This is a genomic window from Paenibacillus sp. FSL H7-0350 (assembly GCF_038593195.1).
GTDB lineage: Bacteria > Bacillota > Bacilli > Paenibacillales > Paenibacillaceae > Paenibacillus_AQ.
The window spans coordinates 6349042-6364814 of sequence record NZ_CP151972.1; the positions used below are offsets into that span (position 1 = coordinate 6349042).

At 53.9% G+C, this 15773-nt stretch carries 10 protein-coding genes; 8 read left to right on the top strand and 2 right to left on the bottom strand.

The window, feature by feature from the left end; translation table 11 throughout:
- Positions 1 to 397: 397 nt before the first annotated feature.
- The 6 genes from NYE24_RS28565 to NYE24_RS28590 all read left to right on the top strand — a co-directional run bounded on the left by NYE24_RS28565 (position 398) and on the right by NYE24_RS28590 (position 9348).
- On the top strand, positions 398 to 2665 hold the full coding sequence (locus NYE24_RS28565) for a helix-turn-helix domain-containing protein (RefSeq protein WP_076155442.1): 2268 nt from the start codon (positions 398 to 400) through the stop codon (positions 2663 to 2665).
- 409 nt (positions 2666 to 3074) lie between these two features.
- Positions 3075 to 4688, top strand: coding sequence for an extracellular solute-binding protein (locus NYE24_RS28570; protein ID WP_076155445.1), 1614 nt, complete (start codon positions 3075 to 3077; stop codon positions 4686 to 4688).
- A 138-nt stretch (positions 4689 to 4826) separates the two neighbouring features.
- The gene (locus NYE24_RS28575; protein ID WP_235218502.1) at positions 4827 to 5666 is read left to right on the top strand and encodes an ABC transporter permease subunit; all 840 of its coding nucleotides are present in this window, start codon (positions 4827 to 4829) and stop codon (positions 5664 to 5666) included.
- 25 nt (positions 5667 to 5691) lie between these two features.
- Entirely contained in the window at positions 5692 to 6564 is an 873-nt protein-coding gene (locus tag NYE24_RS28580) for a carbohydrate ABC transporter permease (RefSeq protein ID WP_036697866.1), read from the top strand.
- Positions 6565 to 6643: 79 nt separating this feature from the next.
- Positions 6644 to 7546 (top strand): TIM barrel protein, encoded by a 903-nt coding sequence (locus NYE24_RS28585; RefSeq protein ID WP_342477231.1) that lies wholly within the window; start codon positions 6644 to 6646, stop codon positions 7544 to 7546.
- A gap of 62 nt (positions 7547 to 7608) precedes the next feature.
- Positions 7609 to 9348 (top strand): hypothetical protein, encoded by a 1740-nt coding sequence (locus NYE24_RS28590; protein WP_342477232.1) that lies wholly within the window; start codon positions 7609 to 7611, stop codon positions 9346 to 9348.
- A gap of 658 nt (positions 9349 to 10006) precedes the next feature.
- Here the strand turns inward: NYE24_RS28590 and NYE24_RS28595 are convergent.
- Positions 10007 to 10351 carry a hypothetical protein gene (locus NYE24_RS28595; protein ID WP_342477233.1) on the bottom strand — a complete coding sequence of 115 codons (345 nt, stop codon included), beginning with the start codon at positions 10349 to 10351 and terminating at the stop codon, positions 10007 to 10009.
- Between the two features lie 115 nt (positions 10352 to 10466).
- A complete protein-coding gene (locus NYE24_RS28600) occupies positions 10467 to 11780 on the bottom strand; it encodes a helix-turn-helix domain-containing protein (protein WP_342477234.1) in 1314 nt (437 codons plus the stop codon).
- A gap of 117 nt (positions 11781 to 11897) precedes the next feature.
- Here NYE24_RS28600 and NYE24_RS28605 point away from each other — a divergent pair, with 117 nt between their 5' ends.
- Together NYE24_RS28605 and NYE24_RS28610 are read left to right on the top strand one after the other, a co-directional pair.
- Positions 11898 to 14177, top strand: a complete 2280-nt coding sequence (locus NYE24_RS28605; RefSeq protein WP_342477235.1) for a glycoside hydrolase family 3 C-terminal domain-containing protein — start codon at positions 11898 to 11900, stop codon at positions 14175 to 14177.
- 204 nt (positions 14178 to 14381) lie between these two features.
- Positions 14382 to 15728 (top strand): glycoside hydrolase family 30 beta sandwich domain-containing protein, encoded by a 1347-nt coding sequence (locus NYE24_RS28610; RefSeq protein ID WP_342477236.1) that lies wholly within the window; start codon positions 14382 to 14384, stop codon positions 15726 to 15728.
- Positions 15729 to 15773 lie beyond the last annotated feature (45 nt).

Consider the following 15773-nt stretch of genomic DNA (forward strand, 5'->3'; position numbering starts at 1 on the left):
TTTTTCCACTTGCTTGGGTATATTCATAAGAAATCGAATAATTAAGATATAATTATCCACCTGTTGAGCCGGAGCGGTTTACAGGGTGGTGGCCGGGGCAGCGGCTGAAGTAATTAATAGGTAAGTTACTGGAAGTTTGTGAAGGCAGTTACAGCCTGTACCAGCACAGGAGAATGGCGGGGAACGGGGCTGCGGGTAGAATGACTTTATCTGGTTAGCTGGAGGGGAAGCGCATGTGCTATAATGGCAGGAATTCGAACGGCGGTCCGTTTGGCAAGTTGCCGCAGTTGAGATAGATCTGATGTCGGAGAGCCGCCGCAGAGCAGCCTTGGACGATGTGTGTATGAAGCGGCCGGATGTGGCCGGGTATCCTGATTGTTGTGGAGGAGATTGTCGAATGTTCCGTTCCTGGTATCGCCGGTTGCTGCTGTCTTATTTCCCTATATTTCTGCTGACGGTGACGATTCTGATCTTCGCCTCCTTTGTGTTTATTAATGATATCTCCCGGACGGAGACGAAGAAGGCAGACCTCATCTCGGCCAGCTATCTCAGAGATAGTGTGGACCGGACGATCAAGGAAGCCGAGCTGTCTGTGCTGGATGCGGTAGAGCGGAGTGATGCCTACAAGCTCTATTTCAATAATCAGGGGGAGCCTGACAGGGGGACTGTCTATGCGGTTGCCCAGAGTCTGCGCAATCTGATACAGGAATCCTCGTATATCCAGTCGGTGTATTTGTATGACCGTGTGAGTGGAAGCGTTCTAACCGATACGGGGCTGAAGGAGCTAGAGGGATTCGCCGACGAGGACTGGATCAGGGCCATGACTTCGACTCCGGCAGTACCGGAAGGCTGGCAACCGGTCAGGGATTATCATTCGGATCAGTCCCAGCGTACAGAAATTCGTGTGCTGACTACCAATAAAGCAATGCCGCTTCCTTTCGGCTCCGGGGGGATGCTTGTCATTAATATCAAAATGAGTGCCTTGGAGCAGCTCATCGACAGCATGGTTAACCAGCAGCTCTCGTTCATGACCATTCTGGACGGCAATGGCAACACCGTGTACCAGGCTCATTCCGATACGGAAGGTGCGGCTGACGGTAAGCTGCTGAACACAATTAAGCTGGAGAGAAACGGCTGGATGTTCGAGAGCGGAATCAAGACGGGTAATCTGTTCAGCTGGGTTTCTGTGATCTCATATCTCTGGGTAGCGATTGCGGTGGGGACCGTGGTCTGTGCGGTATTGTATCTGATCTATGTAACCCGGCGAAATTATAAGCCGATCCAGGTGATTATGAACCGGATTGAGGGTCATCAGATCCGCACGATGGATCAGTCAACCGACAGGCCGGACGAGATGATGCTAATTGACGGTGTGCTGGAGAATCTAATCAACCATATGACCGATTATGATACCAAAACCAGGGAGAACCTGCTGCTGCAGCGCAGCAAGCTGTTCACCGATCTGCTGCACAGCGAGCGGCTGGAGCAGGTGACCCGGCGGCTGGAGGAGCTGTCTCCGCTTACCGGTGCGAATGCTTCCTCGCGCTTTATCGTTGTGCTTGGGGAGATTAACCGCTACGAGCAGGTATTCGAGGACCGGTATACCCGGGGGGATCAGAATACGCTCAAGTTTGCCCTGATGAATGTATTCCAGGAATTGGCACGGAATGCGGAGCTGCAGGGATGGGCAGAATGGGTGGGAACCGAACGCGCAGCGATACTGTTCCTGGTGACCGGCAGCGATCAGGAGATGGAGGCCAAGATCCGGGTCTTCGCCGAGGATTGCCGCTCGTGGGTTGAGCAGAATCTGCGGATCTCGCTTAGCTTCGGCATCGGCTCCGCCGCTGCCGGGCCGGGGATGATCCGGGAGTCTTATGCGGCAGCCGAATATGTGATGCAGCACAAGCTGCTGATTCATGAGGATATCGTCTTGGCAGGCAGCGGCGCAGCACGCCAGCCGCTGCTTGAGACGTATAAATACCTGCAGATGATCGCTGAATTCGTGAAGTACTTCCGCATGTCGAGCGGCCAGTGGCGGGAGCAGCTGGAGCGGATTTTCGAGGCGTTTGAACAGGATTTCCTGAAGGACGAGGATATCCGTTCCCTGATCCAGGCTATGCTGCAGATGCTGAGCCGGGAAGTGGCGGTGATGTCTGAGCAACTGCAGGACGAGCTGTCGGCGGAGAATGCAGAAGTCCGGCTGAAGCAGCTGGAAGAGGCCGAGGCGCTGCATGAAGTGAAGGCCATTCTATTCGAATATGTCACCGATTTATTCCGTACCTATGTCTCTGCCAGCGAAACGAAGAGCTACCGGGCCATGGTCAATGAGATGAAGGATTATATCGAAGAGAATTTCACCAATCCTGATCTTTCATTGAAGCATCTGAGTGACCGGTTCCAGGTCTCCGGCAAATACGCCAGCTATCTGTTCAAGACTGAATTCAAAATGAAGTTCGTGGATTTCCTCACCGAGCTGCGGATGAAGGAAGCCGAGCAGCTGCTGGTGGATACGGATTGTTCCTTGCAGGATATCGCGCTTCAAGTAGGGTATGGGAATGCCATTTCGTTTGGCAGAGTCTTCAAGCGGATTGCCGGCATCACGCCGGGCGATTACCGTTCTTCCAGACGCCGCGAAGCAGCCTCCAGATTGGAGCCGCAGGACTAGAGGAAGCTTCACTAAGGAAGGAATTCCGTTAGCCGGTGAAGCATAGGATTCATCTGCTACAACCGTGTAAGCTCCAGGCCGCATCTCTTTTCTGCCAACCTCTGAAAAGAGGGGGCGAATAGCGATGCGGCCTGTGTTTTTGCTGATATGAAAGCGGTTTATTGTACGAAAATGGTTGGTCTGATAAACCGGATGTCCGAATTCAGGCACTTTATCGCATCCGAAACAGGTTTATTGTCAGACCGCCGAAAGTTATGGAATACTGTGGTCATCCCGGAACGACAAGCAGCCTTGAACACTGAGGGGAATACAGGCTTGAACGGGACATTACTAATAGTACGGGCACAGTGAAGCTCGGGGGTATCATGCAGTCACCATTATAGCCTGCTAAGGCGAGGGAGATGGAACAATGACAGTGAACGTAAATCAAAGAGTTCTGAAGAAGGCAATCGGCATCGGCTTGACCGCAGTAATGGGAGCTACTCTGCTTGCAGGCTGTTCCTCAGACGGTAAATCGAATTCCTCAGCCGGAGGTACAGACGCACCAGGGAAGAGCGCCGAACGCGTAACCTTGAAGGTAGAGATCTTCGACCGCGGTAAAACGCCGAAGCAATACACCATTACCAATAACTTCATGTCTCAAATGATTCAGAAAAATTTCGGTGATCCAAATAATATCAATGTAGAATTCGTTCCGGTGCAGCGTTCAGAGGAAGTGACCAAGCTGAACGTACTGATGGCCAGCAATACGGATGTGCCGGATATTGTCTTCACTTATGATTCCAGTGTCTTCTACCGTTACGCCCAGCAGGGCGGGCTGACCGATGTGGGTTCCCTACTCGACGAGCACGGCCAGACGCTGAAGAAATTCATTGGTGATGAGACAATGGCCTTCGGCCAGCTCGACGGTAAGCAGTTTGCGATTCCGGGTAAACGGGCGATTACAGGCCGCTACACTTCATACATCCGCCAGGACTGGCTGGATAAGCTGGGGCTGCCGGTACCGAAGAACACCGATGAGCTCTACACAACTTTGAAAGCGTTTAAAGAAAAGGACCCGGCCGGTCTTGGCAGCAAAACCATTCCGATGGGCATGTCTCTCGGCTCCGCTCAGCTGGAGACGCTGATCTACTCCTTCATCAAGCCGATCAGCGGCGACCTTACTTACAGCCAGCGCTACGAGCTGCCGCTGCATGAGGGCTTCAAGGATGCGGCACAGTTCCTCAACAAGCTCTACAATGAAGGACTGGTCAGCAAGGACTTCAGTCTGGATGAAGACAAAGCCCAAGTGTCCAAGGACATTCAGAACGGCAACGTCGGCTTCTTCTCCGAGGATGTGGACAGTCTGTTCTATGCCGACGGTACGCTGGAGAATCTCTACAAGAATGTACCGGGCAGCAAGCTGCAGCCGGTGGATGTCCTCACTAATGCCAAGGTGGACAATAAGTATATCAAATCCCGCTATGCCTCGAACGGTATGTACATCATGATTCCTAAGAGCAGCAAGCGTGCGGTGGAAGCAGTGAAATACCTTGACTGGATGGCAACCGGCAACAATCTGATTGACATCTACAACGGCGTTGAAGGCGAGAACTACGATATGGTGGATGGTATTCCGGTAGTTAAGGCTGATGTTTCTCAGGAATTCCAAGACCGTCTGTTCACTTCCGGGGACACCGCGATTATCTCCAACGGTAAGAACCTCGGCGATCAGGCCACCAATGAGAAAGCCTGGATTATGGGCTTCCCTGCTAATAACCAGGAGGCGCTGAAGCAATCTATTGATATTGCAAACACAGATACTGTGGGTCCTATTGTCTTCGGCAAGCCGATTGAAACAGAATCAAAATACGGTACTACGCTCAGCGACAAGCTTAACGTGATTATCGTGAAGACCGCGATGGCGAAGCCGGATCAATTCGATACTATTTTCGAACAGGAAATGAAGGACTACATGTCTCTGGGCGGAGACAAGCTGAAAGCGGAGCTGGAGCAGGCGCTTACAGAGATTTCAGCCAAATAAACTAAAAAAAAGTGAAAACCGGGGGGAGCTTGCATGCTGCTCTGCCCGGTTTTTTCTCCATAGGAGGAGAGGAACTTGAGCAAAGCGTCTTACATCAGAAGGTACTGGCAACTATACGCGCTGCTTTCACTGCCCATTATGTATTTCCTGATTTTCCGCTACGGCCCGATGTACGGGGTGCAGATTGCCTTTAAGGATTTCAACCTGTTCCAAGGCATCAACGGCAGTGAGTGGATCGGCTTCGATGCGTTCCGCGAGGTCTTTGGCATGAAAGAGTTTTACAGCAGTTTGCGCAATACGTTTTTGTTGAATTTTCTGGATTTGGTAGTGTCTTTCCCGGCCCCGATCTTTCTGGCCATTATGCTCTATGAAGTGAAGTCAGTATGGTTCAAAAAAATATCACAGACCCTCCTCTACATTCCCCATTTCATTTCCTGGGTGATTATCGGGGGGATCGTCTATCAATTGTTCGGCAACCAATCCGGTATGGTGAACGGTGTACTGGAGAGTATGGGGCTGAACCCTATTCCTTTTTTGACCGAAAAAAATCCATGGCTGATTACTTACCTGTTCACGGGTGTCTGGCAAAGTGCCGGCTGGGGGACCATCCTGTATCTGGCGGCGCTTACCGGTGTCAACCGCGAGCTGTTCGAGGCTGCTGAAGTGGATGGGGCTACCCGGATGAAGAAGATCTTCTACATTACGCTGCCCAGTATCAAACCAACCATTATTACCCTGCTGATTCTCAACCTGGGTAAAATGGTCAGCATCGGCTTCGATCGTCCTTACATCATCGGGAATACGGCAGTGCGCGAATACTCCGATGTGCTTAGTACCTTCGTATACCGGATTGGTCTGGAATCAGGCCAGTATACGCTGGCGACTGTAGTTGGATTGTTCCAGGCGGTGGTTGGACTGGTGTTCATCCTTGGTTCCAATTATATATCGAAAAAAGTGACCGGCGACGGCATTCTATGATTATACAGAAAGGAGGCGGAGTACGATGAGTGAACGTACCTCTAACCGGATATTCGATATCGTTAACGTTACCTTTATTGCACTGTTCGTGCTGTTCTGCCTGGCTCCGTTTGTACACGTTATTGCAGTGTCCCTCAGCTCCACGCGGGCTATCACTTCCGGGGAAGTTACGATTTTCCCGATTGAGATCAACTGGAAGGCGTATGTGCAGGTCTTCACCGACAATGCGATGATCCGCTCGCTGATCTTCACCATTATCCTGACGATTGCGACTACGGTATTATGTATGCTGTTCACCGTTGCAGCTGCTTACCCGCTGACCAAAAGCAAGCTGAAGGGCCGTACTATGTTCATGTACCTCATTATCATCACCATGTTCTTCAGCGGCGGTATTATTCCTGAATACCTGCTGATCCGTGATCTGCATATGATCGATTCTGTATGGTCGCTGATTCTGCCCGGTCTGGTCAGCCCGTTCAACTTGATTATCCTGATCTCCTTCTTCCGCAGCATTCCGCCGAGTCTGGAAGAATCGGCCGAGATTGACGGCAGCTCACATATCCGCACCCTGCTGAAAATCGTCCTGCCGTTATCCATGCCGGTTATGGCTACACTCGCGCTCTTCTATGCGGTGGGACGCTGGAACGGATTCCAGGATTCCCTGATGTACATCAATAATCCCGATTTGTATCCGCTTCAGCTGAAGCTCTTCCAGATGGTTCAGAACAATATGATCACTGAGCTGACGAACCTGGAGGGGGCGGCCCGCACTAAGCTGCCGGCAGAGAGCCTCAAGGCCGCCACTGTCGTCTTCGCAACGGTACCGATTCTGGTCGTCTATCCTTGGCTGCAGAAATATTTCGTCAGTGGTGTTATGCTAGGAGCTGTGAAGGGCTAACTAACGACACTGCGGTACAGCGAGAGGAGAGACAGAGAAGATGGATAAGGGAGAGTTTTCATTCTCAACCTGCTGGAACATGAGACGTCATACTACAGGTGATGGATTGCTTAATGAGATCCGGGAGCTGGGATTCCGCAGGGTAGAGCTGAATTATAATGTGACGGAGGAAATGCTGGTTACCATCGAGCCGATGATTGAACGCGGGGAGATCGGCATATCGAGCGTTCATAATACGTTCCCCCATGTCCCGGACCCTGACTATGGCACGGATTCGGTCCTGTTGGGCTTCGAGGACAAGGAGAAACGGAAGCGGGCAATAGACCTGCTGGTCCGCTCGGCAGAATACGCTCAGCGTTACGGCGGCGAAGCCGTGGTAGTGCATCCGGGCGAGGTACCGTTCCCGTATGATATCTCCGGGGAGCTGGAGCAGATCTACGAGGGGCAGGGCAGGGATTCGGCAGCTTACCGCAGCAAGTGGGCGGAGTTGATGGAGCGGCGTGAAGCGTACAGTGCAGGCTATGTGCAGACCATTATTGAGAGTCTGGACGAGGTGTGTAACCGCGCGGTTTCCAAGGGGCTGAATATCCGCTTCGGCATCGAGACCCGCTCCAAGCCGCAGCAGATTCCAACGCTTGCAGAAGCCAAGACGATAATCAATGCGTTAAAAGGAGCGCCTGTCGGCATCTGGTACGACACGGGCCACGCTATTCTGATGGACCGTCTGGGCCTGTATGACAGTATAGGGGAAATGGAAGGGCTGATGAATGATATTGTCGGTGTCCATATTCATGAGACAATCGGCCTTGCCGACCACTGGTGCCCTTATGTGAACAGCGGAGATCCGGATTTCTACGATGCCTATCTGCCGATGATTGAGCGGGCACAGGTCAAGGTGTATGAGCTGAAGGCTGCCTGCCGTCCGGAAGAGATTCATGAGAGTCACCGTCTGCTTACAGCCAAGCTGGCGCGCAGGGGATAGGGCAGAAGGCTGATTTGGCGAGAGCTTCGGGAGTTCCGAGATATCCGCAAGGAGGAAGCGCAATGTATAAGCAACTGGTGGAAAGTAATGACAGAGCAGTAGAAGAGGGAATTCCCCGGCAGGTGCTGGATCAGAGCAACCTGTATTATGGAGGCACCCTTGATCCCCATACGGGGATTGCCTGGGTGAATCACACCACCGGCACCCCGACGGACATGTGTTATTGGGGTGCGGCGCTGGTGAACCCGGATTCCCGGTATTACCGGGATGAGGAGCTGCTGGAGCGGCTGAAGCTGGCAACGGAGTTCGTACTGCGCTTCCAGCATCAGGACGGTTCGATCTCCCCGGGCTGGACGAATTATCATTCGCCGCCGGATACGGCCTTCGTTGTGGTCGGCTACGCGCAGTTATATCAGCTGCTGGCAAAGCAGGAGTGGCCGCCGCTTCAGCCGGTGCTGGACAACATGCTCCTGTTCCTGGAGCAGTCCCTCCCCGTTATGCTTACGGGCGGGGTCCATACTCCGAATCACCGCTGGGTAATGTGCGCGGCACTTGGGTTTCTCTATGAGCTGTTCGGCAGAGAAGAGGCCCGGCAGCGGGCGGATGAATGGCTGGCGGAAGGAATGGATATAACACCGGACGGGGAATGGACCGAGCGGAGCAACGGCATCTACAGCGCCGTAAGTGATATTATGCTGATTCATGCCGCCCGGCTGCTGAATAAGCCGGAGCTGCTGGAACCGGTGCGCCGGAACCTGCACATGATGGTCTACCTTGTTCACCCGTCCGGCGAAGTCGTGACCGATTATTCCGGGCGGCAGGATCTGGGGGTGCTCCACGATCTGTCTCCTTATTATCTGCCGTATGCGATTCTTGCCCGTTCGGACAAGGATGCCGTGCTGGCCGGTATGGCAGAATGGGCTGGACGCTCCTTGTCTAATCCGGGCGTCTGCTCGGTGAACGCCCTGGTACGGATGCTGTTGGAGCCGGAGCTGCAGCAGCCGCCGGAGGTTACAGCCGAGCTGCCTGTGCAGTATGAGCAAATCCTGAACGATGATTTCCTGCGGGACGGCTATCTGCAAAGAATGGAGTCGGCGGGTCACCAGGGGAAGATCTACCACAGCCGGCTGCATACCGACTTCGGGGCGCCTGTAGCACGGCTTAGAGACGGGGCGACCAGCGTGACGCTGATCACAGAGACGCCATCGTTCTTCGCGATGCGCCACGGTGCTGTAAGACTTCTGGCCGTTCAGCTGCATACCAGCTTCAATCCCGGATTCGTGCCGATGCAGGAGATGACCCGGCTGCCTGAGGGCTATCTGCTGAAGGGCGTGCAGAAGAAGGGCTACTACGGTCCGGTGGAGGGAGCACTTCTCCCGCTGGAAGCGGGTACGGCTGTCAGTCCGTGGTATCTTTTGCCGCATCAGAGCCGTCCGCTGACCCATGAACAGACGTTGTCTGTGGAGACAGAGGTACACCGTACAGAGACGGGCTGGACGATCCGGCTGCACTGCGCGGAGCCTGCCCAGGTCCTGGCGCAATTGTCCTTCAAATTTGGCTGGGAAGGCAACTTCACTTCAGGTGAGCTGCAGACGCTGGACGAGGACAACTTCCAATGGAGCGGAGGACAGCTCCGGTACGCCTATGGCGGAGACTGGATCGATCTGACGGGCGGCGAAATGGCGCATCTCGGCAGAACAGCCCCGGAACCCGGCCTGCCTAAGAGCTACAAAACCGTGCAAGTGAACCTCGTGACCCCGTTCGATAAAACCTTCACGATTACTCTCTCTCCTGCGAAGTAGAGAAGGTTGCGGTTGAAGTAGTATCGTGTGGGCGCTGGCATATTCGCTTGGACATCAGATGATGATAAAAGACACCAGTGTGTACGCAAGACACCAGACTCTTCGGAGGCTGGTGTCTTTGCTATGTAGGGATAGGGGGGCCAAGAGTGTTAGCCCCTACCCCGCCCAGTGGTCCGGCGTGCTGGTGGGGGAGAGGTGGAAAGTGGGCGATAGACGGGAATGAAAGGGATAAATCCCTTTGATTTAGTTGAAAGTTGGCGAAAGCCGGAAATGAGAGGGATAAATCCCTTTGGTTTAGCTGAAAGTGGGTGTTTAGCGGTAATGAGTATTGGAAGCGCACATGACTTCCATTTCGAGAGGAAATAAGTGAAAAAGTGTATCTTAATTTAGCTATTTATGATGGTTATAGGGAAATAAGTGGAAAAACGTAATTTAATTATGTTGGTTTCGGCATCTTTGGGTGGCATATGTTTATTTAAGTGTAATTTTTCCAACTGTTGTTGTGGCAGGGGATATTCTTATATGAGCAAGTGGAGAAAATCCAACTACTGTAGTAGCGAGCATATAATCTAATCGTAGCAAGCGTTCACCGTAATCATACTCAGCACAGGAGCCTCCCAAACTGCTGCTTTCTGGGAGTCCGGGAGGCTCCACAATTTTAACTATTAGTCTCCGCCACCGCCAGAATCTCCGCCGCCAGAATCGCCGCCTCCATGTCCACCGTGACCGCCGCTGTCCCAGCCTCCGTGGCTGCCGTTATCCCAGTGACTGCCTCCATGGTTATGGTTATGATCATGTGAATGATTCCCTTGGTGATGACCATGATGATGGCTGGCGCCGCTGTGCCCGTCCGTGCCTGGATGGATTTTGTGGGGGCTGTTTTCGTTGTAGCTGCCCGCATCGGCCCCGGTACCTGTGATGAAATAATGATCTCCAGAGTGAGAACGGGTTCTATTGCCGTAATTGTTGTACCGCGCATTACGATTACTGCGATTAATAGCAATGACCGCAACGAAGATAACTGCTCCTGCGAATAATAAGCTTCCCATCATGCAGAACCTCTCCTTTAACCAAATGTAGGATTGCCCCATAGCTGAATCATACCATAATTCTGGAAACTACCTGGAATGCTGTTTGAATTGTCTCGGGGTGAGGCCGGTATACTTCTTGAATACCTTGGTAAAATAGCTCTGGTCGTTAAAATGCAGACGGGTAGCGATATCCGATAGCGTGATACCGGGCAGCTGGATCAGCCGCTTGGCTTCTTCGACCCGCTGTTGCTGGATGTAGTCGCTGATGGCGGTGCCGGTTTCTTTTTTGAACAGCTGGGACAAGTAACTGGCGCTCATTCCGGCGTATTCAGCCAGTCTGCCGAGCGGAAGCTCCTCATACAGATGATTGTATATATAATTCCGGCACCGGTCGGAGATGCGGGAATGTCTTGCGCTGCGGCTGCCCTCTACCTGATCGGCGAAGTCGCATAGAGCGGCCAGCATGGCGCTGTCTACCGCCGGAATATCGCGAAGCTCCTCAATATGCTGGATATGGAAATCACTGAGGGTATAAGCAGCCTCCCAGAACAGTCCGCCTTCAATCGCCGCACGGGTCGCCAGCGTGATGGAGGAGACGGCGAGATTTTTTTTGCTGCGCAGCTGGCTTTTACGGGACAACCTTCCGTAGCTCTCTTCGGCAAAAGAAGCATGGGTCCGCAGCAGCCCCGCCTTGTCCCCGTTCGTAATATGGCGGAACATTTCGCGTTCCTGCATCGGGTCATGGTGCAGCCATGTATGCTCGCGGCGGTAGGACAAGTCCAGATCCGGGCTGTCGTCCGCCGGATGCAGCGGTTCCGCCAGCGTACCCGCCGCCAGCAGCAGCTCCGTTACGGACATCGCCTGCCCGGTGACAAGCGTGTAGAGCAGCAGCGCCTCGTGATACCAGCGCGTCAGGCTGATCACAGGCAAGCTGCCGTAATACTCCAGCCAGCTTGCCTGCTGTCCAGGCGGGATGTTGTGGTCGCGCAGCAGGCTGGCTGCGTTATCACCGGTAACAGGTGCGTTCAGCGCCGGGCCGATGACGATGGCACCGCCTGTACCGGGAAGCAGGAGAATAATGAAACTCTCCAGGAAGCCGGTTGTGTGCAGATGCGGTAACGCGGGGGCGGCCGCAGCAGCCGTTCCGTCTGCCTCCGCGCTAAGCGTCCCATCCTCTTCAGCATTCCGTCCTGCCGCCCCGCTGCGTCCCCGGACAAGCTCCACCACCTCAACCGGCAGGCCACCCGTTCCCTGGACGGAAGGGCGGTTAAGTGCAGCCGGTGCCAGGGCTAGACGGGGCGCAGCCGTTTCATCCAGCCGCAAGACCGGGACCCGGTAAGCTTCGTAGATCAGCTTGCAGATGTACTGTATATCTTCGTCATTCCCGTTTAGCTTCGCCATGGGCCGCCCCCTTTAATTGTATACTTAGAATACCAAAGATCGAAAGAGAGTACCATAATTGGCCGGAACAGTCGTATAGAATGAAGTCAAGAAACCGTATTCATAGGAGGCTATATAATGGCAAAGGACGTAACAGAGCTGCAAAAGCTCATTTCGCAAATGACACTGGAAGAGAAGGCCGGACTCTGCTCCGGGCTGGATTTTTGGAATACCAAAAGCATTGAACGGCTGGGCATTCCATCAGTGATGGTAACGGACGGTCCCCACGGGCTCCGCAAGCAGCAGGGTGACGCAGATCATCTGGGATTGAATAACAGTGTGCCGGCAACCTGTTTTCCGTCAGCGGCCGGACTGGCCTCCTCGTGGGACCGCGACCTGATCTTCCGGGTAGGTGAGGCGCTGGGAACGGAATGCCAGGTGGAGAATGTTGCTGTTCTGCTCGGACCGGGCAATAATATCAAGCGCTCTCCGCTGAATGGCCGGAACTTTGAATATTTCTCGGAGGACCCGTTCCTGGCCTCAGAGATGGCTGCGAATCATGTGAAGGGGGTGCAGAGCCAGGGCGTCGGCACTTCTCTGAAGCATTATGCTGCCAATAATCAGGAGCACCGCCGTATGTCTATAGATGCTGTTATTGACGAGCGGACGCTGCGTGAGATTTATCTTGCCAGCTTCGAAGGCACTGTGAAGCAGAGCCAGCCGTGGAGTGTGATGTGCTCGTATAATCAGGTGAACGGAGAGTATGCTTCCGAGAGCTATGAGCTGCTGACCAAGGTGCTGCGTGAGGACTGGGGCTTCGAAGGCTTCGTTGTGTCGGACTGGGGAGCGGTCAATGAGCGGGTGAAGGCGCTGGCGGCAGGGCTGGAGCTGGAAATGCCGTCAAGCGCTGGAATTGGGGACGCTAAGATTGTAGCGGCTGTGAAAAGCGGCGAATTGGCTATGGAGACACTGGATCTCGCGGTAGAACGAATGCTGGCCTTTATCTTCAAAAGTGTCGAAAACCGCAACCCGCAAGCGGTCTTCGACCCGGAGAAGCATCATCAGCTTGCACGCGAAGTGGCCCGGGAGAGTATGGTGCTGCTGAAGAACGAAGGCGGAATTCTGCCTCTCGCTAAGAACGGCCGGATTGCCGTGATCGGCGAATTCGCCAAGCAGCCGCGTTATCAGGGCGGGGGCAGCTCGCATGTGAATCCATCCCGGATGGATGATGCCTTCGCCGAATTGCAGGCCGTTGCCGGGGATGCAGCTAGCTTCCTGTATGCACAGGGTTATGAGCTGGAGAGCGATGACATCAATGCTGATCTGCTGCGCGAAGCCTGCGATACAGCAGCCAAGGCGGATGCAGCTGTGCTGTTCCTTGGCCTGCCTGACCGCTACGAATCGGAGGGCTATGACCGTAGCCATCTGCTGCTGCCTGCGAGCCATAAGGCGCTGATTGAAGCGGTGGCCGAGGTTCAGAGCGAGATTATTGTAGTGCTGAGCAACGGCGCACCGGTCGAGATGCCTTGGCTGCATAGGGCGAAGGCGGTGCTTGAAGGCTATTTGGGCGGTCAAGCTTTTGGCGGTGCGGTAGCGGACCTGCTCTTCGGCGAAGTGAGCCCGAGCGGCAAGCTGGCGGAGACCTTCCCTATGAAGCTGAGCGACAATCCGTCATTCCTGAACTTCCCCGGTGAAGGCGATACGGTGGAGTATAAGGAAGGCTTGTTCGTAGGCTACCGTTATTATGATAAAAAAGAAATAGAGCCGCTGTTCCCCTTCGGCTTCGGCCTTAGCTACACGCAGTTCGAATACAGCCGTCTGCTGCTGGAGCAGACCCGCATTCAGGACACAGATACCGTTCAGGTATCGGTCACGGTCAAGAACACCGGCAGCAGAGCGGGCAAGGAAGTCGTGCAGCTCTATGTCAGCGATGTGGAGAGCAGTGTGATCCGTCCGCTGCAGGAGCTGAAGGGCTTCGCCAAGATTGAGCTGCAGCCCGGGGAAGAACGCATCGTAACCTTTACTTTGGATAAGCGTTCCTTTGCCTACTACAATGTGAAGCTGGCTGACTGGCATGTAGAGAGCGGGATGTTCAAGATCTCTGTCGGATCTTCGTCACGCGATATCCGCCTGAGCGCGGAGCTTGAGGTAGAGTCCACAGTGAAGCTGTCCGGCCGCTTCCACCGCAACACTACAGTCGGCGATTTGCTCGCCAATCCGCTGACGGAGGAGAAGGCGAAGAGCTTCAGCAGCGTGTTCGGGCTGGAGGATGTGCTTGGCGACAATCCGGAGATGCTGCTGGCCATGATGAAATATATGCCGCTGCGCGCCATGATCGGCTTCGGCCAGGGCAAGTATAGCGAGGCGGATCTGGAAGCGGATCTGCAGGAGCTGAACAGGCTGGCGGGACAGGCGTAGAACCTATCCCGCGGGAAGGCATAGAGCTTGCCCTCCTTGCAGGAAGACTAAGAGGCAGCGGGATATGCAGTCCGCTGCCTTAAGCTTAGGAAGGGGCAAGCCAGATTAATATTCTCCAATACCAGACCCTAGAATTGTCCAATACTGCAGTGAAGCCAATCCGTTACAATGTAAGCGTAATCATAAAAAGAGGTGATTAGAAGGATGTCAATATCTGCATTGAAATGGTACACCAGCTCCGAGCAGGCGCAATGGGTGGCACGGAAAGCGCCGGAACAAGCACCTGCCGGAACGATACCTAATCTGACAATTACACCGGACAGCTATCAAACGCTTGAAGGCTTCGGAGGATGCTTCAACGAGCTGGGTTATGAGGCCATGTCTGTTTTACCGGAGGAGGAGCGGGCGAAGCTCATGCACGCACTGTTTCATCCGCAAGGGGAACAGCGGCTGAGCATCTGCCGTTTGCCAATTGGGGCCAGTGACTATGCCCTGGAATGGTACAGCCATAATGAGACAGACGGCGATTATGCGATGGAGCATTTCTCCATTGAACGTGACCGGAAGTACCTGATTCCATATATCAAAGAGGCGCTGGCACTCAATCCTGAATTGAAGCTGTTCGCCTCCCCGTGGAGCCCGCCAACCTGGATGAAGTTCCCGAAGGCTTATAATTACGGTACGCTGCGGTGGGAACCGGAGATTCTTGCTGCTTATGCCTTGTACTTCGTGAAGTTCGTGCAGGCCTACCGGGAAGAAGGGATCACCATTCACCAGGTCCATGTACAGAATGAGGTGGTGGCTGACCAGAAATTCCCTTCCTGTGTCTGGACCGGAGAGCAGCTTAGAGAATTCATCCGTGATTATCTGGGCCCTGCGTTCGAGGCCCATGGGCTGGATACAGAGATCTGGCTCGGCACGATCAATGCGCCGGACCCCTGGGAAGAGTTAATCAAGCAAAAGACCTCTGATTATGACGCCTACGCAGGCGTGGTTCTCAGTGATCCCGAGGCCTACAAATATGTGAAGGGTGTCGGCTATCAGTGGGCAGGCAAATATGCCATCCAGCGGACAGTGCAGAGCTACCCTGAGCTTAGATATATGCAGACAGAGAATGAATGCGGAGACGGGCAGAATACATGGTTCTATGCCAAGTATGTCTATAATCTGTACCAGCATTATTTCTCCAATGGCGTGAACGCTTATATTTACTGGAACATGGTTCTTGCACCGCATGGCCGCAGTACCTGGGGCTGGGAGCAAAATTCTATGCTGACGGTAGATCCCGCCACGCGGCTGCCAGTGGCTAACCCCGAGTATTATGTCATGAAGCATTTCTCCCGCTTCGCCATGCCGGGCTCGGTCCGTGCCGGACTAATAGGTCCGTGGAGCGGACATGCCACCGCATTCCGCACACCGGCGGGCGCCTTGACCCTGGTGATTGCCAACCTGTATAAGGAGTCCCGGACGCTGCATCTCGAATACGGTGCCGCGCTGCACTCCTTTGTGCTTGAGGCGGAATCTTTCCATACCATTGTTTTAGAGAAATAGGCGGATTCGGAAGACTCCGCTTCAGGCTGTAAGTAAATGAACTAG

Excerpts from the sequence above, each read along its gene's own strand:
- NYE24_RS28605 (WP_342477235.1), top strand. The coding sequence starts at position 11,898 with ATGGCAAAGGACGTAACAGAGCTGCAAAAGCTCATTTCGCAAATGACA.
- NYE24_RS28585 (WP_342477231.1), top strand. The coding sequence starts at position 6,644 with ATGAGACGTCATACTACAGGTGATGGATTGCTTAATGAGATCCGGGAG.
- NYE24_RS28580 (WP_036697866.1), top strand. The coding sequence starts at position 5,692 with ATGAGTGAACGTACCTCTAACCGGATATTCGATATCGTTAACGTTACC.
- NYE24_RS28575 (WP_235218502.1), top strand. The coding sequence starts at position 4,827 with ATGTATTTCCTGATTTTCCGCTACGGCCCGATGTACGGGGTGCAGATT.
- NYE24_RS28565 (WP_076155442.1), top strand. The coding sequence starts at position 398 with ATGTTCCGTTCCTGGTATCGCCGGTTGCTGCTGTCTTATTTCCCTATA.
- NYE24_RS28610 (WP_342477236.1), top strand. The coding sequence starts at position 14,382 with ATGTCAATATCTGCATTGAAATGGTACACCAGCTCCGAGCAGGCGCAA.
- NYE24_RS28570 (WP_076155445.1), top strand. The coding sequence starts at position 3,075 with ATGACAGTGAACGTAAATCAAAGAGTTCTGAAGAAGGCAATCGGCATC.
- NYE24_RS28600 (WP_342477234.1), bottom strand. The coding sequence starts at position 11,780 with ATGGCGAAGCTAAACGGGAATGACGAAGATATACAGTACATCTGCAAG.
- NYE24_RS28590 (WP_342477232.1), top strand. The coding sequence starts at position 7,609 with ATGTATAAGCAACTGGTGGAAAGTAATGACAGAGCAGTAGAAGAGGGA.